Annotated in this window: 20 protein-coding genes; 3 read left to right on the top strand and 17 right to left on the bottom strand. The window is 68.5% G+C overall.

The features are described 5' to 3' along the window. Positions 1 to 436: 436 nt before the first annotated feature. The 8 genes from ACZ7OI_RS06540 to ACZ7OI_RS06505 form a co-directional block, all read right to left on the bottom strand. A complete protein-coding gene (locus ACZ7OI_RS06540; protein WP_470263125.1) occupies positions 437 to 3190 on the bottom strand; it encodes an AfsR/SARP family transcriptional regulator in 2754 nt (917 codons plus the stop codon). 361 nt (positions 3191 to 3551) lie between these two features. After that, entirely contained in the window at positions 3552 to 4454 is a 903-nt protein-coding gene (thpD, locus tag ACZ7OI_RS06535) for an ectoine hydroxylase (RefSeq protein WP_470263124.1), read from the bottom strand. Between the two features lie 66 nt (positions 4455 to 4520). Then, positions 4521 to 4913 carry an ectoine synthase gene (locus ACZ7OI_RS06530; protein ID WP_470263123.1) on the bottom strand — a complete coding sequence of 131 codons (393 nt, stop codon included), beginning with the start codon at positions 4911 to 4913 and terminating at the stop codon, positions 4521 to 4523. A gap of 30 nt (positions 4914 to 4943) precedes the next feature. Continuing rightward, positions 4944 to 6194 (bottom strand): diaminobutyrate--2-oxoglutarate transaminase, encoded by a 1251-nt coding sequence (ectB, locus tag ACZ7OI_RS06525; RefSeq protein ID WP_470263122.1) that lies wholly within the window; start codon positions 6192 to 6194, stop codon positions 4944 to 4946. Between the two features lie 41 nt (positions 6195 to 6235). Further along, entirely contained in the window at positions 6236 to 6730 is a 495-nt protein-coding gene (ectA, locus tag ACZ7OI_RS06520) for a diaminobutyrate acetyltransferase (RefSeq protein WP_449669101.1), read from the bottom strand. 232 nt (positions 6731 to 6962) lie between these two features. Next, entirely contained in the window at positions 6963 to 10001 is a 3039-nt protein-coding gene (locus tag ACZ7OI_RS06515; RefSeq protein ID WP_470263121.1) for a patatin-like protein, read from the bottom strand. A 47-nt stretch (positions 10002 to 10048) separates the two neighbouring features. Continuing rightward, positions 10049 to 11293, bottom strand: coding sequence for a DUF445 domain-containing protein (locus tag ACZ7OI_RS06510; RefSeq protein WP_470263120.1), 1245 nt, complete (start codon positions 11291 to 11293; stop codon positions 10049 to 10051). A gap of 5 nt (positions 11294 to 11298) precedes the next feature. After that, entirely contained in the window at positions 11299 to 12090 is a 792-nt protein-coding gene (locus ACZ7OI_RS06505) for an Abi-alpha family protein (RefSeq protein WP_470263119.1), read from the bottom strand. A 91-nt stretch (positions 12091 to 12181) separates the two neighbouring features. On the opposite strand from ACZ7OI_RS06505, the gene ACZ7OI_RS06500 reads away from it, so the two are divergent. Then, complete coding sequence (locus ACZ7OI_RS06500; RefSeq protein ID WP_470263118.1) at positions 12182 to 12958, top strand: maleylpyruvate isomerase mycothiol-dependent enzyme family protein; 777 nt, start codon at positions 12182 to 12184, stop codon at positions 12956 to 12958. A gap of 13 nt (positions 12959 to 12971) precedes the next feature. Here the strand turns inward: ACZ7OI_RS06500 and ACZ7OI_RS06495 are convergent, their stop codons facing one another. Genes ACZ7OI_RS06495 through ACZ7OI_RS06485 form a run of 3 tightly spaced genes read right to left on the bottom strand, consistent with a single transcriptional unit; the run spans position 12972 to position 15152 of the window. Then, entirely contained in the window at positions 12972 to 13388 is a 417-nt protein-coding gene (locus ACZ7OI_RS06495; protein WP_470263117.1) for a LapA family protein, read from the bottom strand. A gap of 37 nt (positions 13389 to 13425) precedes the next feature. Beyond that, entirely contained in the window at positions 13426 to 14556 is a 1131-nt protein-coding gene (locus ACZ7OI_RS06490) for a dipeptidase (RefSeq protein WP_470263116.1), read from the bottom strand. Continuing rightward, positions 14553 to 15152, bottom strand: a complete 600-nt coding sequence (locus ACZ7OI_RS06485; protein WP_470263115.1) for an alpha/beta hydrolase — start codon at positions 15150 to 15152, stop codon at positions 14553 to 14555. The genes ACZ7OI_RS06490 and ACZ7OI_RS06485 overlap by 4 nt, the downstream gene beginning before the upstream one ends. A 102-nt stretch (positions 15153 to 15254) precedes the next feature. Between ACZ7OI_RS06485 and ACZ7OI_RS06480 the strand changes: the two genes are divergently transcribed. Further along, positions 15255 to 15707 (top strand): MarR family winged helix-turn-helix transcriptional regulator, encoded by a 453-nt coding sequence (locus ACZ7OI_RS06480; protein WP_470263114.1) that lies wholly within the window; start codon positions 15255 to 15257, stop codon positions 15705 to 15707. A 5-nt stretch (positions 15708 to 15712) separates the two neighbouring features. Here ACZ7OI_RS06480 and ACZ7OI_RS06475 read toward each other — a convergent pair whose 3' ends face one another. The 3 genes from ACZ7OI_RS06475 to ACZ7OI_RS06465 form a co-directional block, all read right to left on the bottom strand. Then, complete coding sequence (locus ACZ7OI_RS06475) at positions 15713 to 16921, bottom strand: FAD-dependent monooxygenase (protein WP_470263113.1); 1209 nt, start codon at positions 16919 to 16921, stop codon at positions 15713 to 15715. Between the two features lie 88 nt (positions 16922 to 17009). Further along, entirely contained in the window at positions 17010 to 17513 is a 504-nt protein-coding gene (locus ACZ7OI_RS06470; protein WP_470263112.1) for an RNA polymerase sigma factor, read from the bottom strand. Positions 17514 to 17650: 137 nt separating this feature from the next. Next, on the bottom strand, positions 17651 to 18145 hold the full coding sequence (locus ACZ7OI_RS06465) for a winged helix-turn-helix transcriptional regulator (protein WP_470263111.1): 495 nt from the start codon (positions 18143 to 18145) through the stop codon (positions 17651 to 17653). Between the two features lie 78 nt (positions 18146 to 18223). Between ACZ7OI_RS06465 and ACZ7OI_RS06460 the strand changes: the two genes are divergently transcribed. Next, on the top strand, positions 18224 to 18868 hold the full coding sequence (locus ACZ7OI_RS06460) for a dihydrofolate reductase family protein (RefSeq protein ID WP_470263110.1): 645 nt from the start codon (positions 18224 to 18226) through the stop codon (positions 18866 to 18868). Position 18869: 1 nt separating this feature from the next. Here ACZ7OI_RS06460 and ACZ7OI_RS06455 read toward each other — a convergent pair whose 3' ends face one another. From ACZ7OI_RS06455 to boxB, 3 genes are read right to left on the bottom strand one after another with little or no spacing between them, the layout of a single operon-like run. Next, complete coding sequence (locus tag ACZ7OI_RS06455) at positions 18870 to 19724, bottom strand: amidohydrolase family protein (RefSeq protein ID WP_470263109.1); 855 nt, start codon at positions 19722 to 19724, stop codon at positions 18870 to 18872. A gap of 13 nt (positions 19725 to 19737) precedes the next feature. After that, entirely contained in the window at positions 19738 to 21300 is a 1563-nt protein-coding gene (locus ACZ7OI_RS06450; RefSeq protein WP_470263108.1) for a benzoate-CoA ligase family protein, read from the bottom strand. Positions 21301 to 21310: 10 nt separating this feature from the next. Then, a complete protein-coding gene (gene boxB, locus ACZ7OI_RS06445) occupies positions 21311 to 22732 on the bottom strand; it encodes a benzoyl-CoA 2,3-epoxidase subunit BoxB (protein WP_470263107.1) in 1422 nt (473 codons plus the stop codon). Position 22733: the final 1 nt, after the last annotated feature.

Genomic DNA, 22733 nt, shown 5'->3' with positions numbered 1-22733 from the left:
AGCCTGGCGGCCGGCCGGCCTACCCCCATCTCGGCCGGCCAACCGCCACCGAGCCGCTCCTGGCGGCTCTTCCAGGTCCGCGCGGTACTGCCGCGGTCCCGCGTCGCCGGCTTCACAGCCTGCCCCTCCCCTAGGGCTCCGCCAGCGTCGCGGCCGACCCTACGCGCGCTGACCGCCCGATGGCTAAGAATCCGCTAAGCGGACGCGATTATTACCACGCAGACCTGCGAAAACACAGCTGAACGTTGTACAAGAGCCGGGCTCGCCGACTGCCCGCTCACTGCGGGGCGGAGGCTTTCTTGCCCGCCCGGCGCCCTTTCTGGGGTCGTCGCGGCCGGAGGAGGGCCTCCGCGGCCTTCCGGGCGAACCGCCTCGCCCGCCGAGCGCCGCAGAAATGTTCGATTGATGCTCAGGCGGCCTGTCTTCAGGTCGGCCGCTACTGATCCCCTAAATCCGCCGCTTCCTTGCGCAAGTCCTCGACCTGCCGGGGATTCATCCGCTCGTACAGCGCGACCGCCCGCCGGTACTGCTCCCGTGCCGGATCCAGCCGTTCCTGGCCGCGCAGGATCCGCGCCAGCGTCACCCGCAGGATGCCCTCCTGCAGCTCGAACTGCCGCGCCACCGCCAGTGACACGGCCTCCCTCGCGTAGCGTTCGGCCGCTTCCAGATCGCCGATGTCCAGGTGCAGTTCGGCGAGGTTGTTCAGCGACACCACGGCGTAGCTGTCGTCGCCGAGTTCCCGGTCGATCTTCAGCGACGCCAACTGGTGGGTGATCGCCTCCGCCGGACGGCCGGCGCGCTTCTCCGTCTCGGCGCAGTTGTTGAGCGCTTGGCCGCGCAGCTCGAGATCCCCGGTGCGTTCGGTCTCCGCGACCGCCTCCAGCAGCCGTTCGATCGCCTCGCCGTAGCGGCCGAGCAGGGTCAGCACGCTGCCGAGATGGATTTTGGCGACGATGAGCGAGCGCCCGTCGAGCCGGGTGGCCAGGCCGACGGCACGTTCCGCGTCGGCGATGCTGCCGTGGGCCAGCTCGAACGTGAGCGCGATGGCGCAGCGGGAGATCAGCATCCAGCACTGGCCGAGCGGCTCGTTCGCGGCCTCGGCGGCGGCAAGGCCGAGGTCGACCAGCCGGATCCATTCCTCGTACAGCGGGCAGACGACCCGGTAGGTGTGCGCGACCCGGGCGAGCCGCCAGACGTCGGCGTAGCGGCCGTCCGCATGTGCGGCGTCCAGTACGGCCAGCAGGTTCGGCCATTCCGCGGCGAACCAGTCCTGGGCTTGGGCGAAGGTTTCCAGCGGCGGCAGCGCTTCCGGCGGCACGAGGCCGGTGAGGTCCAGCGGGTCGACGATCCGCAGCATCTTCCGGCGCGCGGTGTCCGAGGCGGCCTGGTGGTAGCGGATCGCCCGGTCGAGCACCGCCGCGCGTTCCGCCGGGTCCAGTTCGGTTTCCGCCAGCTCGCGCAGATAGAGCCGGACCAGGTCGTGCGGGGCGAACGCGTCGCGCGAGGTTTCGGCGATCAGGTTGTGCGCGGCGAGCGTGCGGAGTTCGCGGCGGGCCTGCGCTACCGGGATCTCCGCGATGGCCGCCGTCAGGTGCGGCCCGGTGTGCCGGGCGGGCACCGCGCCGAGCCGCAGCAGCGTCCTGGCGAGGCTGTCCGGCAGGCCGCGGAACGAGACGTCGAACGCGGCCCGCACGCCGTCGTCGGCTCCGGTCACGTCCAGGCCGGCCAGCCGGGTGCGTTCGTTTCCCAGCTCGCCGACGAGGTCCTTGAGTGTCCACTGTGGACTGGCGGCGAGCCTCGCCCCGGCGATCCGCAGCGCGAGCGGCAGGTAGCCGCACAGCCGGGCCAGCGCGTGGTTGAGATCGAAGTCCGCGGGCCCGGCCAGTTCCTCGATCACGCTCACCGCGGCTTCGGGCGCGAGCGTGCCGAGCACGCGCAGCTTCGCCGCGTGGGACACCGCCAGCGCCTCCAGCCGCGACCGGCTGGTCACCACCGTCATCGACCGCGCGCCCGGCGGCAGCAGCGGACGCACCTGTTCGGCCGAACGCGCGTCGTCGAGCAGCACGAGCATCCGCCGTCCGGCGATCAGCGAGCGGTACAGCGCGACGCGTTCGTGCACGCGCTCCGGCACCTCGTCGGCGGGCACGCCGAGGCCGAGCAGGAACTGCGACAGCAGATCGCCCGGTTCCAGCGGCGCGTGGTGCGGGTCGAACCCTTGCAGCGCCGCGTACAGCACGCCGTCCGGGAACAGCCGGGCCGCGCGATGCGCCCACCAGACGACCAGCGCGCTCTTGCCGACCCCGGCGGTCCCGGACACGATCACGGTGCTGTCGCCGCGTTCGGCGAGCCCGTCGAGCCATTCCACCTCTGCCTCGCGCCCGGCCAGCGTCGGCAGCGCGGGCGGCAGCTGAGACGGCGCGACGGCCTGCTCCGGCACCGCGCTCTCCCGCACGGCGAGATCGTCGTTGAGCACCCGCTCGTGCAGCGAGCGCAGATCGGCGCCGGGTTCGACGCCGAGCGAGCCGAGCGTGGCCCGCGAGACGGTGCGGTACAGCTCGAGCGCCTCACCGCGCCGCCCGGCGTGGTAGAGCGCGCGCATCAGCTGTCCGGCGATGCGTTCGGCGAGCGGGTCGGCGCGGACGATCGGGCTCAGCTCCACGATCAGCTCGTCGTAGCGGCCGAGGTCGAGATCCGCGTTGACCCGGGCGTAGCGGATCGCGTGCCGCAGCTCGTCCAATTCGGGCGCCCGTACCGAATCGGGCACGCCGGACAGCGTCGGGCCCTGCCACAGCGAGAGTGCTTCGGCGAGCAGTTTCGACGCGCTCTCCGGCGGTTCCAGCGCGGCCTGGTCGAGCAGCGCCCGCGCACGATGCGCGTCGATCCGGTCCGGGGAGAGGGAAAGCTGGTAGCCGGGCGGGCGGGTGTTGATCACCGCGACCGGTTCGGCCATCTCCCGCAGCAGACGGCGCAGCTGCGACACGTTGCCGTGCACGATGGTGCGGGCGGTGGCGGGCGGATCGTGGCCCCACAGCGCGTCGATGATCTCCTCGAGCGGCACCACCTTGCCCACGCGCAGCGCGAGCAGCGCCAGCAGCCCCCTCACCCCGGGGCCGCCGACGGGAACCGCACGGCTGCCGTCGAGCAGCCGCACCGGGCCGAGCAGTTCGACCCGCGCGCCGGCATCGGCCATGCTCGCGCGCACCTCCCAGGCTCACCCCCAGCCAGACAGGTCAACTTACCGTCAGCGGTAGCCCGCAGAAACCGCTCTTTCGTGAATTCGGCCCCGGAACAGACGAGTCCGGCCCCGCACCATCAGTCCCGATCTGATGGTGCGGGGCCGGACTCAATGATCGTCGGCCGGGCCGCCAGGGGGCGCGGTCCACCCGTGCATCGCGGCCGTCCGCCCGCGGTTCGGGGGGCTCACCCCGAGCAAGAACCCGGACCGCCGCGGACAACCATGCCTCGGCAGACGAGCTGCGAGGTGGCGACAACGTAACAGGGCGCACATTGTTCGTTACGAGCGACCCGCCGGTTGGCGAAGGTAACGCTGGTCACCGCGTGATCGGTGCGGGGTTGCGGCCCGCGATGAACGACGGCCGCCGCTCGCCCGCGGCGAACGGCTCCTGCAACGCGTTCTCCACGCTGTTGAACACCAGGAAGATGTTCGAGCGCGGATACGGCGTGATGTTGTTCGACGATCCGTGCATGATGTTCGAGTCGAACCACAGCGCCGAACCGGCCGAACCGGTGAACTGGTCGATGCTGTAGTCGGCGGCGAGCTTCGTGATGTCGTCCGGCGACGGCACGCCCACCCGCTGGTCCTTGAGCGAGCTCTTGTAGTTGGCGTCCGGGGTCTCGCCGACGCACTGCACGAACGTGCGCTGGGAGCCCGGCATGACCATGAGCCCGCCGTTGTACGGGTAGTTGTCGGTGAGCGCGATCGAGCAGCTCACCGCACGCGGCGACGGCATGCCGTCCTCCGCGTGCCAGGTCTCGAAATCGGAATGCCAGTAGAAGCCGGTGCCCTTGAAGCCCGGCATGTAGTTGATCCGGCTCTGGTGGATGTAGACCTCGGAGCCGAGGATCTGCCGCGCCCGGTCGAGCACGCGGGGATCGCGGATCAGCTCGGCGATCAGGCCGGAGATCTCGTGCACGTCGAAGATCGAGCGGACCTCGCCGGTCCTGGCCTCGGTGATGACGCGTTCGTCGTCGCGCAGCGTCTCGTCCGACGACAGCCGGACGACCTCCTGCCAGTACGTCTGGACCTCACCGGGCGAGAGCAGTCCGTCGACGACCGTGTAGCCCTTGGCGTCGTGGTTCGCCAGGGTCGCGGCGTCGATCGGGCCGTCAGCCTCGGTACCCCACACAGTGGGGTGCACGCGCGGAAGGTGCTCCGGCGTACCGGTGATCCGGGTCGGGTAACCGTCGTCGACCCGGGTGTCCATGATCGTCACAGTGGCTCGCCTCCAGTTCTTCTGGCGTTTCTTCTTTCTCGGGGTGGTGGTGGGAGCGGCTCAGTGTCAGGACTCTTCGGTGACGAGCGGGTAGACCCCGTTCTCGTCGTGCACCTCGCGACCGGTGACCGGCGGGTTGAACACGCACACGCACTTGATCTCGGTCTTCGGCCGGACCTGGTGCTTGTCGTGGTCGTTCAGCAGGTACAGCGTGCCCGGCTTGAGCTGGTGCACCTCGCCGGTGGCGAGGTCCTCGATCTCGCCTTCACCGGAAGTGATGAAAACGGCCTCGATGTGGTTGGCGTACCAGAAGTCGTTCACCGTGCCCGCGTACAGCGTCGTCTCGTGCACCGAGAAGCCGACGCCCTCCTTCGCGAGGATGATGCGCTTGCTGCGCCAGTTTTCGGTCTTGATGTCAGCGTCGGTGTCGGTGATCTCGTCGAGCGTGCGGACCAGCAAGTGAAGAGCTCCTTCTTGTTCTTCGGGTGGTTACTTGAGAACGGCGGCGACGGACTCGGTGATGATCGCGAGGCCTTCGCTCAGTTCCTCGTCGGTGAGGGTAAGCGGCGGCAGCAGTTTCATCACCTCGCCGTCCGGACCGGAGGTCTCCATCAGCAGGCCGCGCTCGAAAGCCTCCTTGCAGACCGCTCCCGCGAGGTCGCCGTTCGCGAATTCGAGACCGCGCGCCAGACCGCGGCCCTTCGCGACGAGGTTCGCCTCCGGGTAGCTCTCCACGAGGTCCTTGAAGGTGCTCGCGATGCGCTCGCCCTTGGCCTTGGTGGACTTCTCCAGCTCGTCGTCGCTCCAGTAGACGCGCAGCGCCTCGGTCGCGGTGACGAACGCCGGGCTGATGCCGCGGAAGGTGCCGTTGTGCTCGCCCGGCTCCCAGACGTCCAGTTCGGGCTTGATCAGCGTGAGCGCCATCGGCAGGCCGTAGCCGCCGATCGACTTCGACAGGCAGACGATGTCCGGCGAGATGCCGGCGTCCTCGAAGCTGAAGAACGGACCGGTGCGGCCGCAGCCCATCTGCACGTCGTCGAGGATGAGCAGGATGTTGTGCCGCTTGCACAGGTCGTCGAGGCCCTTGAGCCACTCCAGGCGCGCGGCGTTGATGCCGCCCTCGCCCTGCACGCCCTCCACGATCACCGCGGCGGGCTCGTTCAGGCCGCTGCCGGAGTCTTCGAGCAGCTTCTCGAAGTACATGAAGTCCGGCATCGCGCCGTCGAAGTACTTGTCGTAGGGCATCGGCGTGGCGTGCACCAGCGGGACGCCCGCGCCGCCGCGCTTCATCGAGTTGCCGGTGACCGACAGCGCGCCGAGCGTCATGCCGTGGAACGCGTTGGTGAAGTTGATGACCGATTCCTTGCCGGTCACCTTGCGCGCCAGCTTGAGCGCGGCCTCCACGGCGTTCGCGCCGCCGGGGCCGGGGAAGACGATCTTGTAGTCCAGCTCGCGCGGGGCCAGGATCTTCTCCTGGAAGGTCTCGAGGAAGTCCCGCTTCGCGACGGTGAACATGTCCAGCGCGTGCGTGACGCCGTCGCGCTGGATGTAGTCGACGAGCGCCTTCTTGAGGTACGGGTTGTTGTGCCCGTAGTTCAGCGCGCCGGCGCCGGCGAAGAAGTCGAGGTAGGCCTTGCCGTCCTCGCTGTAGATCCGGCTGCCCTGCGCCCGGTCGAAGACGACCGGCCATCCCCGGCTGTAACTGCGGACTTCTGATTCGAGCTCTTCGAAGATGCTCATAACGTTTTCTTTCGCTCCTACTCGGCGAAATTGACGGGTTATTAGCGGCGCAACGGCCCGATGCGGTAAAGATCCTCGGGTTCGTGCGCCTCCCCCTGCGGAAAATCAGCGACTTCGAACAACCGGCGGTGTTCCAGATCCGCGTTCCAGCGCTTCGCGAACGACTCGAACAGCCGGATCGAGGCTTGGTTGTCCGGAGTGATCGTGGTTTCCAGGTACCGCACGCCCTCGCCGACCAGACGCGTGTACAGACTGTCCAGCAACTGCCCGGCCAGGCCTTTTCCGCGTTGCGAAGCGTCGACGGCGACCTGCCACACGAGCGCGACATCCGGTGCTGACGGCCTTCGGTAAGCGATCACGAATCCGACTGGCTCACCGTCGACGCGGGCGACGACCGAGGTCTCCGCGAAATCCTTGCACCACAACAGGTACGCATACGGCGAGTTGAGATCAAGCTTCTGCGAATCGCGCGCGATTCGCCAGAGAGCGGCACCATCGGCCTTGGTCGGGGATTCGATCAAGTGCTTTCCGGACATACTTTGGAAACGTAACAGAGAATTTTCGCGCCGCCAGCGATCCATGCCACGTCCACCGCCCTCACCAGGGACGACAGGGATACCCCGGTGAGGAGGACCACAAACATGTTTAGCGAAGCTCGGTTCTGGGCACGCGTCCGCCTGGGCCGCACACCATCGGTATGCGACCTGTGACACCAGACCATGGGCCTTCGTCGGCGCTACCGCAACTCCAGCGCCGAAAAATCGTGTTCTACCTGGGGCTGGAGCGCGGGCTGTCCGGACGGGACCGCCGCCGCTTCTTCCGTCCGCGCCGTCCCAGCCCGGACAGCGGGGTCCAGACCGCGGGCAGCAGGAGCAGCGCGACGACGGCGAGCCACCACAGTGGAGCCTGCCCGCGCCGCCAGCCGTCCACAACGGCGCCGAGCCAGCCGAACAACGGCTGCGCGATCGGCGGCAGGAAGGCCGCGAACAGCAACGCGGCTATCACCAGCACGCCCAGCACGGTGAGCACCATTCGCCACGTGCGCCTCAATGTCAGCAGGCTCACCACGAGGAACACCAGCGCACCACCGGCGACCGGCAGGCCGAGCCACTGCAGGACGGATCCGCCTTCGCCGCTGAGCACGAACCCGGCGATCGCGGTGATGGCGGCGGCGAGCAGGTTCCACGGCCGGCCCAGCCGGGTCGCGCCTTGCGTGACCCACCACGAGCTACGGCTGCTGAGCTGGGCGAATTTCGCCAGCGGCTGGAGGGTTTTCGGGACGCGCGTGGCGGTGGACGCGGCGTTGAGCCCGGCGGCTCCGGCTTTGACGATGGTTTTGGCGAGCAGGGTACTGCCGAGTTCGCCCTCGAAACGTTCGGCGGAGACTTGGCAGGCTTGGAAAGCACGCTGAGCCGCGTCCTGTTGTCCGGAGTTTTCCGGCTGGGCGGCGGTTTTCCGCGCTTCTTGTTCGAGCGGCCGGGAAACCATCAGCTTCCGGAAACTCTCCGACGCTTTTCCGTTGCCCTCCTTCGCGTCCTGCTCGGCCTGGCGCGCGAGCACCGGCAATTCCTCCCGCGCGATGGCCAGCTGCCGCGGTTTCGCCAGCACCATCGACGTCACCGGAAGGCTGGTCGGCACCTCTTTCCCGAACTCGACCGGCGCCAGATTCGCGTCCAGGCCAAGGAAAGCGAGCTCATCGGCCAGCTGGGCGAGCAGCACGGGCAGGTCCGCGGGCATCCCGTTGTCCGCCGGAGAAGGCGGCTCCCAGCCGATGGCGAGGAACGTTGTCCTTACCTGCTCCCGGAATTCCTCGGGCCCGACGATGTCGCGCAGCACCCGCAGGCGTTTCGGGTCGAGCAGGCACTGCATCAGCCAGCCAGCGCCGTCGATCCGGCCCCACATCCAGTCGTTCGCGCGCCAGGACGCTTTGTAGAAAGCGCCGAAGTTGTTCGCCTGCGTGCCGGTCAGCTTGTCCCGGCCGCGCGGTCGCGCCAGATCCAGCAGGGTCCGGCTGTCCGCGCTCATCTGCACCAGGTCGACGCGCTGGTCCACCGCCGGCGCTTCGGCCAGCAGCCCGCGCGTTGCCATGTGCAGCAACAGGAAACGCGCCATCGCGAAGCCGTCCGCGACGTCCGCGTTGTCCAGGCCGAACCAGTCCAGCAGCGTCGTCACCGTGTCGGCGGCATCCGCTGACCACTGGTTTTCCTTGCCCGACAACGCTTGCAGCACCGGAGCCGCCGACCGCAGCGCGCCGACCAGCTCCGGCCACGCCTCGCGTACCGCGTCCGACGCCCCGAGATCCGCCCATTCCCTGGCGAGCTGGCCGATCCAGTCCGGCATCGCGGTGCCCGGCTTCGGCGGCTCGTGGCGCGCCACCCACGCGGGGAGCCGGGCGTCGCGGGCCGCGCTCCGGCGGGCGGCGTGCATCTTCGTGCGCGCCTCGTTGAGCTGCGTCGCCTGCTCGAGATCCGGGCCCATCCGGAAGCCCGCATTGATCAGCTGGATCCCAGTGGCGACCGCGTCCTCCAGCGTCGAGGTGCGGTAACGGACCATCTCGCCGACCGTGACCGAGTCCCCGGGCACCGTGTCCGGGATCCCGCGCCGCAGTCCGTCAGCGGCGATGTCTTGCAGCAGCGCCGAATTCCCGGCCGCCCATCCACCGTCCTCATCGGACAGTTCGTAGCGGCGGGTGACCGCCCGCACCAGGTCGGCCGCGTCGAGGGCGACCCGGCGGTCGAGGTACGCCCGGTGCACCCGTTCGTCCACCAGCTGCCCGCCGCGCAGCCCGAGCGAGGCGAGCGCGACCCGCGTGTCCCGGGTGCGCGTGACCGAAGAGTTGTGCCGGCTCAATTCCTCCAGCTCGACGCTGATGGTCTGGCTCATGATCGTCGACGCGACCTTCGCCAGCGCGCTGCCGAGCATCGGCGGTTCGGCCGGGTCGCAGTCCATCGGCTTGGCTTCGCCGTCGGTCTTCGGGACGACGTACAGCAGCAGCCGCCGCACATCCGTCGAGGACGAGCGTTCGAAGATCTCCCGCAACGCCGGCCGCAGCGGTTTGTTCACCAGCACGCCGCCGTCGGCGAGCCAATGCGAACGCACCAGATCGGTGTAGTCGGTCATGTCCGGATGCAGCCGGTCCGCCGCCTCGGGGCCGATCGGCATGCGCGACAGCTCGAAGGCGCCAGGGAAGGACGCGCTCGACCGTGCGGCGAGCGCGAGCGGGCCGTGCACCTGGTTATTCCACAATGGACCGTCGAAGCGGAACAGCATGCGATGTTCGGTGTCCCGCACGCGGTTTCCGAGCGCGTCGTCGTACTGCGTGGTCTCGCCGTCGATCATGGTCCCGGTGAGCAGCACGGTCACGTCCGGCGGCTCGGTGGGCACGACGCCGGACCCGGTGATGTCGTGCATCGCCTGGACCAGCCCGCTCAGCAGCACCTTGTCGCCGTTCAGCACCGAACGCGGCCGCGTTTCGCCGGGGTCGCGGATCAGATTCTCCAGCGACCCGGCGGAGAACCAGGTGTCGCGCAAGATCGCGGGCGTCGACCGGTACGCCTCCGCCAAACCGAGGCACGCGGCGTTGATGCCGCCCGCGCTCGTGCCGGTGAGCACGTCGAGGCGTACTGAAGCGTGCAAAAGGTCGAGCAGTTTCCGATAGCCGTTACTCTCCTCCGGCGTGCGCGAAGCGTGCAGCAACGCCGACGTTTCAGTAGCGACTCCCCCCATCCACACCGCCAGGCTGGATCCCCCCACCATGGCCATCGCGATCCGGATTTCCTGCGGCCACGGCACCGCCGTCTCACCCATGAGGGTCAGTCTCCCGGCCCAGCCCGCTCCTCCACAAGGGGGAGGTTTCAGGTGGCCAGATGCTCCAGCACGAGCACCTGCGCCTCGCCGACCGCGAATCCGAGCACCGCGCCGGTCGCGATGAGAATCCATTCGTCCTGCTGGAAAGCCGGGCGCAGGAGCTGCTCGAACTCCTCCGGCGACAATTCCTTCATCTTTCCGACCAGGACATTCCGGATGTCCATCGCGTCGGTGGCGTAATCCTCGATGTAGCGCATAGTCTCCGGCAGCCGGGTCATGATCTGCTCCGAGATCGCCAGCTTCATGTCCTGGTAGCGGCGGCTGCCGATGGCGAAGACCAGCAACGGTTTCGCCACGTTCGCCGCCCGGCCCAGCTCGCGGTCGAGCTGCTGCTGGATGAGCGCCAGCACCCGGTCGGAAAGCGGGCCTTGCAGCACCGCCTCGATGACGTTGTGCGGCGTGATGATTTCTTTCGCGATCAACTCGCCGTAGGCCTCGGCGACCTCCGCGCGCCGTTTGAGGAACAGGCCCTGCCAGGTGACGCCGAAGTATTTCTTCGGCTCCAGCGGGTAGAAAATCATCCGCAGCGCGAGCCAGTCGGTGAACCAGCCAGTGAAAAGACCGAACAACGGCATGATCGGCGGGAATTTGAACAGCACCCACGCGACCATCTGGATCACGCCGATCAGGCCGCCGAACACCAGCCCGGAGCGCGCGATGAACTTGAACTCCTCCGCGCCGGCCTCCTGGAAGATCCGGTTCAGCAGCCGTTTGTCCTTGACGAGGCTGGTCACCACCATGCCCTTGAGGTCGAACACACTGTCCACATCGGACTGGATGAGTTCGAGCACGGCCTTGACCATGTGCGGCGATTCGGCCTGCACGCGCTGGATCACCAGCCGCTGCACGCCGACCGGCAGCGATTCCCACAGGCCCGGCTGGTAGTGCCCGGCCACCTCGCGCACGATGTCCTCGACCGCGGCGAGCAGCGGTTTCTCGATTTCCTTGGCGATCCGGTCCGCGTCGAGCCGGGCGACGACCTCGGCCGGTTTGATCAGCTGCTCGGTCATCGTGTCGCAGGCGATGCTCGCCATCCGCGCGGCCCGTTTGGGCACGATGCCCTGCCAGCCGAGGAACGGTTTCACACCGACGAACTCGACCGGCTGGAACATCATCCGGATCGCGACCAGCTTCGTGCCGTACCCGATCAGCGCGGCGACGATCGGGATGGAGACATACAGCGGCCAGTGCCGGACGAAGTCGTCGAGGAGTCTCGAGACGAACTCGCCCATCGGGGTCAGCCCAGGCTCGGGTCGCAGGCCTGCCAGAACTGCGCGCCGAGCCGCGAGACGTGGATGGTGCGGCGGATGATCTTGATCCGCTTCACCTGCTTCTCCACTTCGCGGACCGACTCGTCGGTCAGCAGGATCTCGTACTGCGTTTCGAGCGAGGGCACCTCCTCGTCCAGTTCGACCAGCCCGAGGCCGATCAGCCGGGTCACGTAGCCGGGCACCTGGTCCGGCAGCGACACCCCGGCCGCCTTGCCGACCGTCGAGGCGTTGCGCAGCACGATCCGGCCGGTGGCGCCCATGGCGCTGCGCTCGGCGACGTCGATCGCGGGGAACGGGGAGCCGTCCGACAGCGCGGAGAGGATGCGCGCCTCGTCGGGCGTGAGCTGGCGGAGGATGATCGCGTACAGATACTCGCGGGCCCGCTCGCGGCCGAAGCCGATGGAGTGGTTGAGCAGTTCGGCCATCGCCGCGCGCAGCGGTTCGACGTGATCGCGCGCGGGCACCAGCGTCACGGTCGTTTCGACCGCCCGGCTGCCGACGTCGGCCCGGTTCATCGCGGACGCCGCGGTCAGCGCCGCGTGATAAGGATCGTCCACCTCGTCGAGGCGGCGGCGCAGCTCGCTCAGCAATCCGCGTTCGACCTGCTTGAGGCCGCGTTCGGCGGTGTCGATCCCGGGGAGTTTGCGGGTCAGGTCGAAGCCGGTGCGCGCCGCCCATCCGGCGAGCTGGCCGGCCCGGCGGGCCAGGTTGGCCACGTCCTCGGCGGTGCCCCGGCCGTTCGGTCGCTGGTAGTCCACGGGCTGCTCCCCTCACTGTTCGCGCTGATGCTACCTGCGAGTAGGCCGAACGGCCCTGTGATGCCGGGCCGGTGGGTGTTGGATGACGCGCATGACCGCGCCGTGGGGACCGCCGATCGACGTGCTGCCGCTGCTCGTCCGCGAAGAACAGGCGCTGATCGGAGTTCTCTCCGATCTCCGGACGCCCGAGTGGAGCCTGCCCGCGCTCGGCGAATGGACAGTGCACGACCTCACCGCACACATCCTCGGGCTGAAGCTCCGGCGGCTCTCTCGGGACCGGGACGGCCACTTGGGCGAGGGGACGTCTTGGGTGTCCGCCTGCCGGCAGCTGTCGCCGGAGGTGCTCTTCGCGATGTTCGTGGACAGCACGACGCAGCTGACCGAGCTGTGGAAACACCGGGACTTGGACGAACCGGCCGCGGCCCCGTTGTGGCTGACGGTAGCTCGCGATTACGCCGAGCAGTGGGTGCATCAGCAGCAGATCCGGGAGGCCGTGGAGGCTCCGCTGCTCGACGAGCCGGAGTTTCAGACGCCGGTGGTGGATACGTTTCTGCGCTCGCTGCCGCAGACGTTGCGTCCGGTGACCGCGCGGGCCGGACGTCAGGTGGCCTGTTCGGTGGAGGGGGCTGGGCGGTGGACCGCGCGCGCCACCGCCGTGGGCTGGACGATCGACCGGGGTGCGGCGACGTCACGCTCTCCGCTCGCGTCTCTGGCGACCGACGCGGACGCGTTCTGGCGGCTGTGCAGCGGGACGTTGCCAGCGGCGGAAGTGCGCGCGCGAGTGCAGCTCGGCGGGGATCCCGCGGTGTGCGAGATCCTGCTGGGCCTTCGGGCTCGTGAGTGTTCCGACCGGTTAGAACCGGCCTGAGCACTCACGAGACTCACCGCCGACGCCGCGCCTGTTTCCGCAGCTGCAGGATGCGCGCCCCTCCGATCAGCGCGACCAGCGCCGCACCCGCGATCGCGGCGAAGAGCATCGCCACCGCGAGCGGCATGCTCCCGGACGCTCCGAGGAAGTGGACGGTCGCCGTGTCCAGGTTCTGCAGGATGAACACCAGCAGGAACGCCAGCACGACGATCGCCACGATCACGGCGATCCAGGTGCCGCTGATGCGGGTGGACTTGACCTTGCCCCTGCGGCCCGCGGGTTTCGCGGCGGGCGGTCGCGGTCCGGGTTCGGCTCCCGGTGCGGTGCCGGGGGCGGCGTGGTCGAGCGCGCCGGGCACCTCGGTGCCCGGCGCCTCGGGAATTTCCGATTTCGCGGCCCCGGTGGGGTCGTCGTTTCGCGCGTGGGACATATCGTGATTGTCCGCCCACTCGCCGTGATGCGCTAATTCAGTTCTTGCCGTCGACCTCGCGCAGCACCCGCAGCGTGTTGCGGCCGGCGAGTTTCGCGCAGTCCTCGTCGCTCCAGCCGCGTTCCATCAGCGCGGCGATGAGCACCGGGTACTTCGACACGTCCTCGAGGCCGACCGGCAATTCGCCGACGCCGTCGTAGTCGCCGCCGAGCCCGATGTGGTCGATGCCGGCGATCTCGCGCGCGTGCTCGATGTGCGCGACGACGTCCTCGATCGTCGCCTTCGGCTTGGGCGGCGCGTCCCAGGTCTCGGCGAACCGGCCGCGCTGGCCGAGGTCGAGGAACTCCTGCCCGGCCGCCGTCATCGCGGCCTTGAGCTGGTCGTCCCATTCGGTGACCGCGGCGGAGATGAAGGCGGGCACGAAGGTGATCATCGCGACGCCGCCGTTGCCGGGCAGCTGGGCGAGGACGTCGTCGGGGATGTTGCGGGGATGGTCGTTGACCGCGCGGCACGACGAGTGGCTGAAGATCACCGGCGCGCTGGACACCTCGATCGCGGCGCGCATGGTGCTCGGCGCGACGTGGGAAAGGTCCACCAGCATGCCGATCCGGTTCATCTCGCGCACGACCTCGCGGCCGAATTCGGTGAGCCCGTCGTGCTCGGGTTCGTCGGTCCCGGAGTCCGCCCAGGTGGTGTTGAAATTGTGCGTCAGCGTCATGTAGCGGACGCCGAGCCGGCGCAGAATCCGCAGTACGCCAAGGGATTCCGCGATGCTGTGCCCGCCCTCGGCACCGAGCAGCGACGCGATCCGTCCGTCCGCGAACGCCGCCTCTGCCTCGTCGGCCGTGGTCACCAGCCGCAGCCGCTCGGGGTAGCGCTCGGCGAGCTGGTAAACCACCTCGATCTGTTCCAGCACCGCGGTGACCGCGCTGTCGCCCTTGAACTCGCACGGGACGTAGACCGACCAGAACTGCAGGCCCAGCTTGCCTTCGGCGAGTTTGGGGAAATCGGTGTGCAGCGTCGGCTGCGCCACCGTGAGGTCCACGCCTGCCACCGCTTCGACCGGGTTCGGACCGGCCTTGTCGCGGAGTGCCCAGGGCAGGTCGTTGTGTCCGTCGGCGAGAATCGTGGTGGCGAGCAGGTCTTGCGCGCGGGTCAGCTCGGTCATGCCTCGACCCTAGCGAGCCAAGCCCTGGCCGCGCTTACTCCTTCGACGGTCACTTGATGCCCTCCCGGCCAGCGGTGCGTCGCCACCTCGGCGTGCCGTTCGCGAAGCTGTCGCACGAGTTCGTCGTTGGCGGGCAGCGGAGCCATCGGGTCTTGCTCGCCGTTGGAAAGGAACACGCGGGTGCCTGCGAGATCGAGCTGCGGCGGTTCCGGCAACGGGGACATCGACGAGAAGAGAATGGCTTCGTTGAGCGCATCCGGCCGCGTAAGCGCAACCGCGGCAGCGATGTTGGCCCCGTTCGAAAACCCCACCGCGACTACCCTGCCGAACCCGTACTTCTCACGTGCCGCGATGAGGAAATCCGCCAGCTCGTCCGCTCGCGCGCGGACGTCGTCGTGGTCGAAAACCCCTTCGGACAACCGCCGAAACCACCGCGCCGCACCGTTTTCCGATACCGGCCCGGTCGGCGCGAGCGTCCCCGAACCGGGACTCAACTCGCTCGCCAGCCCGAGCAGATCGTCCGGGCCGCCGCCGGTTCCGTGCAGGAGAAGAAGCACCGGAAGATCGGAATCGCCCTCGGTGTACTGGTGGATCATCGTCGCTCCTCGTTCGGCGGCTTCGCTTCCAGGAGTATGCGCTCCCTTCGTTGTCCAGGTAACTTCTCGCACGCAAGATGTATTCCGGGTAGACTCCGCCGGATGACCCCGGATCCGCAGACGGACGACGACGAGATCGTGACGTGGTGGGGCCTCGTGATCGAGGGCTATCTGGCCACGCAGAACGCGCTGATGGGCGAGATCGCCGAACGATTCGGCCTGGCCCCCGCGTCGTTCGACATCCTGGTGCGCCTCGTGCGGTCCCCGGACCACCGGATGCCGATGACCCGCCTCGCCACCGAAGCCGCCCTTTCGAGCGGCGGCTTCACGAAGGTGGCGGACCGGCTGGTCGCCGCGGACCTGATCTGCCGCGTCCCGAGCCCGGAGGACCGCCGGGTGACCTTCGCCGCGCTGACGGAGCACGGGCTGGAGGTGGCGATCAAGGCGAGGTCCGCTTGCGCGGAGATCTTGCGGCGCATCGTGCTCACTCCGCTGGGCCCGGATGCTGCGGGACTAGCGGAGGCGATGCGCACGCTTCGCTCAGTGAACGGCTGAGCCCCTTACAGCTTGGCCGGCGCGGGTCCGGAGTCCGGAACCTCTGCGTAGTTGGGCAGTTCGACGCCGTTGATCGCGCGCCCGACCAGCTCCATGAACGATTCGCTGGCGAAATCGGGGCCCGGTCCGGCGTCGGGTCCGGGGAGGTCGCGGCTGCGGGCGTTCAGCCTGCCGATCTCCTGGTTGGCTTCGACGAACGAGCGCATCCGCGCCTCGTAGCGGGCGAACCCGGCGTCGGCGTCCCATCCGGCGGCGGCCAGGTCGCCGGCCAGCAGGTACGCGCCGACCAGTGCCAGCCCGGTGCCCTGCCCGGACATCGGCGACGAGCTGAACGCCGCGTCCCCGAGCAGCCCCACGCGTCCGCTCGACCAGCGGTCCATCTCCACCTGGGCGACCTGGTCGAGGTAGAAGTCCGGGGTGTCGTCGAGGTGCGCGAGGATGTCCGGGGTCCGCCAGCCGAAGCCGGCCATCCGCTCCCGCAGCAGAAGCTTCTGCGCCGCGACGTCTCGGTAGTCGACGTCGAAATCAGGCGCGGCGAAGTAGAACATCGCCATCGCGCGGGTCGCGTCCTGAATGGGACGCAAGAGCGCGGTGCGTCCGGACTCCTGATCCTGATATTCGAGCAGCCAGCGGTCCAGTCCGAACTCGTTGGGCACGCTGTAGAAGGCCAGCACGTGCCCGAGGTGCCGAAGGAACCGCTCGTGCGGCCCGAAAACCATCGACCGCAACGACGAGTGCAGCCCGTCGGCACCGACCACCAGGTCGAAGCGCCGTCGGTCTCCGCCGGCGAAGACCACGTCGACGCCGTCCGCGTCCTGGGCGAGTTCGGCGATCCGGTCGCCGAAGAGGTACTCGACGCCGTCGCGGGTGTCCTCGTAAAGCACCCGCGACAGGTCTCCGCGCAGGATCTCGATGTCCGCGATGAACCCGTCGCCGCCGTCGTCGTCGGCGTGGAAGGTCTCCAGCACTTGCCCGTCCACGTCCACGGTGTGCGCGCCCGCGGTGTCGGTGCACGCCGCGCGCACCGCCGCGTCCAGGCCCATGCGCGCGATGACGTCCTTGGCCACTCCGCGCGCGTCCACCGCCTGCCCGCCGGGACGCAACTCGGGAGCCCGCTCCACCACGGTCACCTCGGCTCCCCGCCGGCGCAACCAGTGGGCCAGCGCGGGTCCCGCGATGCTCGCCCCCGCCACCAACACCTTGATACCGCTCACCGCGCCCCCCTGATCGCCGTCCGGATCACGGACCGGATCGTACCGTGGTTCGCGGCTCCGACCGGCCGTTTCGGCGGTCAGGGACAGGTCAGGGATAACTGAATCCCTCCGCCTCGAGCCGCCGCCGAAGCGCCGCCAGACAACGTTGCCGGATCTTGCTCACGCTCGACGTGGCGACACCCAGTTCCGCCGCCAATTGGTCATGCCGAAGCTCCGGATAATGCGCCAGCAGAAGCATCATCCGCCGATGGCGCTCCGGGAACTGCGCCACCGCTCGCCACAACGCGGCCGCCAGCTCACCGGCCAATGCGTGCTTCTCGGGCGAATCCGCCGGCTTATGCGTCTCCAGTTGCGCATTGTCGGCGAATGTCACCTGCGAACGCTTTTCCACCGCTCGGAGTGCGTGCCTGCGCGCGACGGTGGTCAGCCAACCGGCCAGACTGTTCGAACCCTTCAAAACCGGCTGGCGGCACAGGAATTCCAGCCAGGCCGTTTGGCAAGCGTCGTCAGTGTCGTCACGAAGGCCCGGATTCGCGCCGACAATCCCGGCCATTCTCGTCGACAACCGGCGCACCTCGTCCTCGTCCGGCATTCCCGGCTCCCTTCCTCAGTCGGGAAGGGTGACGAGCCGGACCGCTCGGCGGATCCGTTTCAGCAGGGCGAATGCCGAATCGAGTGATCAACTTCGACGGGAGGTATCCAGGGCCGGGCGAGCGCCTCGGGCCGCGGTCAGCTTCGCGCGAGCGCCTCCGCATAAGCCGCCGCCAACCGTTCCGTCGCCGTCGGCCCGTCTCCACCGGGCCGGGGAATTCCCAGGTGTCGTTCCCGGAGTTCCGCCATGAATTCCTCCCACAGCGGCGGCCCGCCCGCTTCCAGCAGTTCCGCGCGCACGCGCAATTCCGGCGTCGTCGGCCGATGCCGCAAACCCCAGCTTCCCAGCTGCACCAAAACCGGCACCAGCTGAATCGCCGGCTCCGTCAAACTGTAAGTCGCGCGCTGACCGCGGCCGGCCGAGTCGCGCGTGAGCAATCCCGCCTCGGTCAGCGTGCGCAATCGGTCGGCGAGGATATTCGACGCGATGCCCTCCTCGGACCGCGACTGCAATTGCCGGAAATGCCGCCGGTCGCCGAACATGATGTCGCGCAGGACCAGCAGGCTCCACCGGTCGCCGATCACCTCGATCGCGGCGTTGATCGGGCATCCCGAGCGTGGACCGTCCGGCATCGCACACCTCCTGTAACCACTTGCACTTTACCATCACCTCCGCCATAGTGCTTGCAAAAGACAACCAGGGGGCCTCTGATGCTGGTGCGCGTCCAGTGTTTCAACGTTTCCGCCGACGGCTACGGTGCCGGCCCGGACCAAACTCTCGAGCAGCCGTTCGGCCATCCCGATCCGGGACCGCTCTTCGCCTGGGCCGGGGCCACCGCCAGCTGGCCCATGCGCGGCGAACCGGGCGGCACCCGCGGACTCGACGACTACTTCACCCGGGACATGCACCGCAGCGGCCACGTCGGCGCGGAAATCATGGGACGCAACAAGTTCGGTCCGCAACGCGGTCCGTGGGAGAACCACGACTGGCAGGGCTGGTGGGGCGACGAGCCCCCGTTCCGCACCCCGGTCTTCGTCCTCACCCACCACGAACGACCCTCGATCACCTTGGGCCAGACCACTTTCCACTTCCTCGACACCACCCCGGAGGAAGCGCTCGCGCAGGCGAAGAAAGCCGCCGGCGACAAGGACGTGCGGATCGGCGGCGGCGTCAACACGGTGCGGCAATTCCTCGACGCCGGTCTCATCGACACGCTGCACATCGCCGTCGCGCCGGTCGAACTCGGTGCGGGGGAACGGCTCTGGGAGAACCCCGACGAGCTGACCGATCGCTACCACCTGGAGAAAATCCCCAGCTCCAGCGGAGTCGTGCATCATCTGTTCTGGCGGAAGTAGCTCAGCGCAAGCCGGGCATCAGCCGTAACGCGTTGCCGGACAGCACCCCGTCCAGTACGTCGGCGGGCAAACCCAAATCGGCGACCGCGCGGACATTCACCGCGGTTCCCGGCACACCCGGCCAGTCAGTACCGAAGATCCACTTCCGCGCCAGCCGTACGAGGTCGAAGCGCGCGTAGTACTCCGGCAGTTTCTTCGGCGGCAGCCCGGCGAGGTCGAGCCATACGTTCGGCCTCGCCTGGGCCATGAACGCCGCCACGTCGTACCACCAGCCTCGGCCGCCGTGCGCGAACACGAAGTTCACCGACGGGAAGTCTTCGACTACATCGGACAGCAGCGACGGATCCCCGTAACTAGCGCGCGAGCCAGGGAAAACCGACAGTCCAGAGTGGAGGATCACCGGCACCCCGCGTTCGGCGCACAAGGCGTACACCGGGTACAGCTCCTTGTCCGCCGGGGAAAACGCGCCGTGCACCGGGTGGATCTTCAACGCCACCGCGCCCAAGGCGAGCTGGCGTTCCATCTCGTCGACCAGCGGATGATGCAGGTGCGGGTTCACGTTCGCCACCAGACGAAACCGCTCCGGGTTGTAGGCGACCAACGGAAGATTGTCTTCAATCGCCTGAATGCCGGTAGCCCGCGGGCTGTATTCGCAAAACAACAGCACCCGGTCGACGCCCTCGCTCGCCATGAGGTCGTCCATCGCCGCGGGGATCACCGAGCCGTCCGCGTCGTACACCGTGCGCCACGGATACTCGCCGGCGAAATCTCGCGCCCAGTCCAGCCACGCGGGCTTGAGCGTGGGCAGCCGCGGAGTGTGCACGTGGGCGTCCACCACGAAGTGCTCGTCGATCATGCCGGCCAGTCGATCACGATTGCGGCTGCGGCACGAGCAGCGACTCGCGCACCATTTCGCGGATCACGTTCCGCCGGATCTTCCCGGTCGCGGTCTTCGGCAGCTCGGCCATCTCCACCACCCCGCGCGGACGTTTGAACGCCGCAAGGCCCTCCCGGCAGAACTCGATCAGCTCGCCGGCGTCCACAGTGGCCGAAGGCGCGGCGACGACGCAAGCCACCGGCTTGTCCAGTCCGTCCTCGTCCGGCGCGGCGACCACCGCCACCTCGGCCACGGCCGGATGCTGCAGCAGTCGTTCCTCCACTTCGGACGGAGACACCCAGATCCCGCCCGCCTTCAACATGTCGCCGAACCGGCCGAGACACGTATAGGTGCCGTCCGAGTTGCGCACGTAGCTGTCCCCGGTCCGCAGCCACGGACCCTGGAAAACCTCTTTCGTAGTCTCATATCGCGCCCAGTACCCGGTCGCGATAGACGGCCCGGACACGAACAGCTCGCCTGCCCGGTCCGCCTCCGAAATGACCCCGCCCCGCTCGTCTCGGAGTTCGACGGAGTACCCCGGCACCGCCACCCCGGTGCTGCCCGGCCGCACCGCACCCGGCTGGTTGGACAGGAAGATATGCAACGCCTCGGTCGACCCGATCCCGTCCAGAATCTCCACCCCGAACCGCGAACGGAACCGCGTGAACAACGCCGACGGCAACGGCTCCCCGGCCGAAACCGCGTACCGCACTGAGGAAAACGCGTCGTCCGGCACGTCGCTGGCCAACAGCGCCGCGTAGAACGTCGGCACCCCGAAGAACAACGTCGGCCGGTCCGCCCTTGCCCGAGCGGCGATGACCCCCGGCGTCGGACGCGCCGGTTCCAGCAACGTCGTCCCTCCACAAGAGAGCGGGAAGAACGCGGAATTCCCCAACCCGTAAGCAAAGAACAATTTGGGCACGGACAGAAACCGGTCCGAAGAGGACACTCCGAGCACCTGCGAAGCGTAAGTCGAGCACACCGCGCGGATGCTCCCGTGCCGGTGCATCGCGCCCTTCGGCTGCCCGGTCGTGCCCGAGGTGTACAGCCACAGCGCGGGCGAATCCTCCCAGGTCGGCGCGGCCACGACATCGTCGGCGGCGGTCAGCGGCCACCGGTGCGTCCGCACCCCAGCCGGAAACTCCGCCGGATCCGCCCGGTCGAGCACCACGTCGGTCACCTCGGGCGCGCTGGTCGGCGCACCCGCCGCCTGCGCGGAAAACTCCCCGGACACGCACAGCACCCGGGCCCGCGAATCGGCGAGCACCTGGCCCAGTTCCAGTCCGGTGACCATAGTGGACACTGGCACCGCGATCGCGCCGACGAGCATCGCGCCGAGAATCCCGCTCAGCAATTCGACGTCGTCGACCATGCAGAACATCACCCGCTCCTCCGGCCGCACGCCGAGAGCGCGCAGTCCGGAGGCGACCCGGTGGGTCTCGGCGGTGAGTTCGCCGTAGCTGAGCGTGCGGCGCGGCGACACGACCGCGAGCGCGTCCGGACGGCCGCGTCCGAGCAGGTACTCCGCGGCGTTGAAGTTCGCGGGAACCGTCATCGGTGCTCCCTCAGGTGAGGTACACGTACTCGTAGTCGAAAGGTTTTCCGTTGATGCCCTGCCTCGGCGGCGCTACCCAGCTGGCGATCTTCCCGCGCTCGTACACCGGGTGCATGAGCGACCGGACGAACGTCAGGTCCTCGGCGGTCGGCAGCCACTTGTGCCGCGCTGCCTCCCACGTCGCCTCGTCGACGATGCTGCCGTCCGGAGTGACGTGGTGGCCGGAGTTTATGCCCACCTCGCGGTTGAAACCAGGGTGCGGCAACGCGAACCGGAAGTCGATGCCGGCGTCGCCGAGGATCTTGTTCCACCGGTTCACGCCGGTCTGGCAGTCCGCGGTGTACTCGCCGCGCAGGTCGAGGTTCAGCAGCAGGATGGCCTGCAGTTCCTCGGACGTCCAGGTCCCGTCCTCGCGCGGACGGTCCAGCAAACGGCTGTCGTCGGTGAGTTTGTGGTCGTCCTTGCGCCGCGTCTCCTGCCAGCGGCCCTTGAGCCCGGCGGTGTAGTAGTTCGCCGCGTTCGTCGACGTCTCGCTGCCGAACAGGTCGAGCGACACGGTGTAGTGGAAGTTCAGGTACCGCTGGATCAGGTCGAGCGGAATCCCGCCGTGCGAGGCGATGTCGTACGTGTCGTGCTCGCGGATCAGCTCGGCGCTGCGCAGCACCACCCGGTCGACGCCGGTGGTGCCCACCATCATGTGGTGCGCCTCCTCTTTGAGCATGAACTCGCAGGTGCGCGACAGCGGATCGAACGAGCTCTCCTTCAACGTGCCGAGCTGGTATTTCCCATCCCGGTCAGTGAAGTACGTGAACATGTAGAACGCGAGCCAGTCGGCCGTCTCCTCGTTGAACGCGCCGAGGATGCGCGGCGCGTCCGGACTGCCGGAGTTGCGCAGCAGCAGACCTTCGGCCTCGTCCCGGCCTTCGCGGCCGAAGTACGCGTGCAGCAGGTAGACCATCGCCCACAGATGCCGCCCCTCCTCCACATTCACCTGGAAGAGATTGCGCAGGTCATACAGCGAAGGCGCGGTGAGCCCCAGCAACCGCTGCTGCTCGACCGACGCCGGTTCGGTGTCGCCCTGGATCACGATCAGCCGCTGCAGGTCGGCGCGGTACTCGCCGGGCACCTGCTGCCACACCGGTTCGCCGGCGTGCTCGCCGAACGCGATCCGCCGGTCCGGTTCCCGCTCGGCGAGGAAGATGCCCCAGCGGTAGTCCGGCACGTTGACGTGGTCGAAGTGCGCCCAGCCGTCGCGGCCGACGCTCACCGCGGTGCGCAGGTACACGCCCTCGGTTTCCAGCGTGGGGCCCATTTCGCCCCACCAGTTCATGAATTTCGGCTGCCAGCCCTCCAGCGCCCGCTGCAGCCTCCGGTCGTCGGCGAGGTGGACGTTGTTCGGGATTTTGGCGTCGTAGTCGATCTTTTCGGGCATC

It is taken from the genome of Amycolatopsis sp. NPDC114503 (assembly GCF_055633655.1).
The sequence above is the reverse complement of the archived record's forward strand: the minus strand, read 5'-3'. Positions and strand labels throughout refer to the sequence as shown.

Excerpts from the sequence above, each read along its gene's own strand:
- ACZ7OI_RS06500 (WP_470263118.1), top strand. The coding sequence starts at position 12,182 with ATGACCGCGCCGTGGGGACCGCCGATCGACGTGCTGCCGCTGCTCGTC.
- ACZ7OI_RS06485 (WP_470263115.1), bottom strand. The coding sequence starts at position 15,152 with ATGATCCACCAGTACACCGAGGGCGATTCCGATCTTCCGGTGCTTCTT.
- ACZ7OI_RS06540 (WP_470263125.1), bottom strand. The coding sequence starts at position 3,190 with ATGGCCGATGCCGGCGCGCGGGTCGAACTGCTCGGCCCGGTGCGGCTG.
- ACZ7OI_RS06450 (WP_470263108.1), bottom strand. The coding sequence starts at position 21,300 with ATGACGGTTCCCGCGAACTTCAACGCCGCGGAGTACCTGCTCGGACGC.
- boxB (WP_470263107.1), bottom strand. The coding sequence starts at position 22,732 with ATGCCCGAAAAGATCGACTACGACGCCAAAATCCCGAACAACGTCCAC.
- ectB (WP_470263122.1), bottom strand. The coding sequence starts at position 6,194 with ATGAGCATCTTCGAAGAGCTCGAATCAGAAGTCCGCAGTTACAGCCGG.
- ACZ7OI_RS06495 (WP_470263117.1), bottom strand. The coding sequence starts at position 13,388 with ATGTCCCACGCGCGAAACGACGACCCCACCGGGGCCGCGAAATCGGAA.
- ACZ7OI_RS06480 (WP_470263114.1), top strand. The coding sequence starts at position 15,255 with ATGACCCCGGATCCGCAGACGGACGACGACGAGATCGTGACGTGGTGG.
- ACZ7OI_RS06510 (WP_470263120.1), bottom strand. The coding sequence starts at position 11,293 with ATGGGCGAGTTCGTCTCGAGACTCCTCGACGACTTCGTCCGGCACTGG.
- ACZ7OI_RS06470 (WP_470263112.1), bottom strand. The coding sequence starts at position 17,513 with ATGCCGGACGAGGACGAGGTGCGCCGGTTGTCGACGAGAATGGCCGGG.
- ACZ7OI_RS06460 (WP_470263110.1), top strand. The coding sequence starts at position 18,224 with ATGCTGGTGCGCGTCCAGTGTTTCAACGTTTCCGCCGACGGCTACGGT.
- ACZ7OI_RS06490 (WP_470263116.1), bottom strand. The coding sequence starts at position 14,556 with ATGACCGAGCTGACCCGCGCGCAAGACCTGCTCGCCACCACGATTCTC.
- ACZ7OI_RS06515 (WP_470263121.1), bottom strand. The coding sequence starts at position 10,001 with ATGGGTGAGACGGCGGTGCCGTGGCCGCAGGAAATCCGGATCGCGATG.
- ACZ7OI_RS06455 (WP_470263109.1), bottom strand. The coding sequence starts at position 19,724 with ATGATCGACGAGCACTTCGTGGTGGACGCCCACGTGCACACTCCGCGG.
- ectA (WP_449669101.1), bottom strand. The coding sequence starts at position 6,730 with ATGTCCGGAAAGCACTTGATCGAATCCCCGACCAAGGCCGATGGTGCC.
- ACZ7OI_RS06465 (WP_470263111.1), bottom strand. The coding sequence starts at position 18,145 with ATGCCGGACGGTCCACGCTCGGGATGCCCGATCAACGCCGCGATCGAG.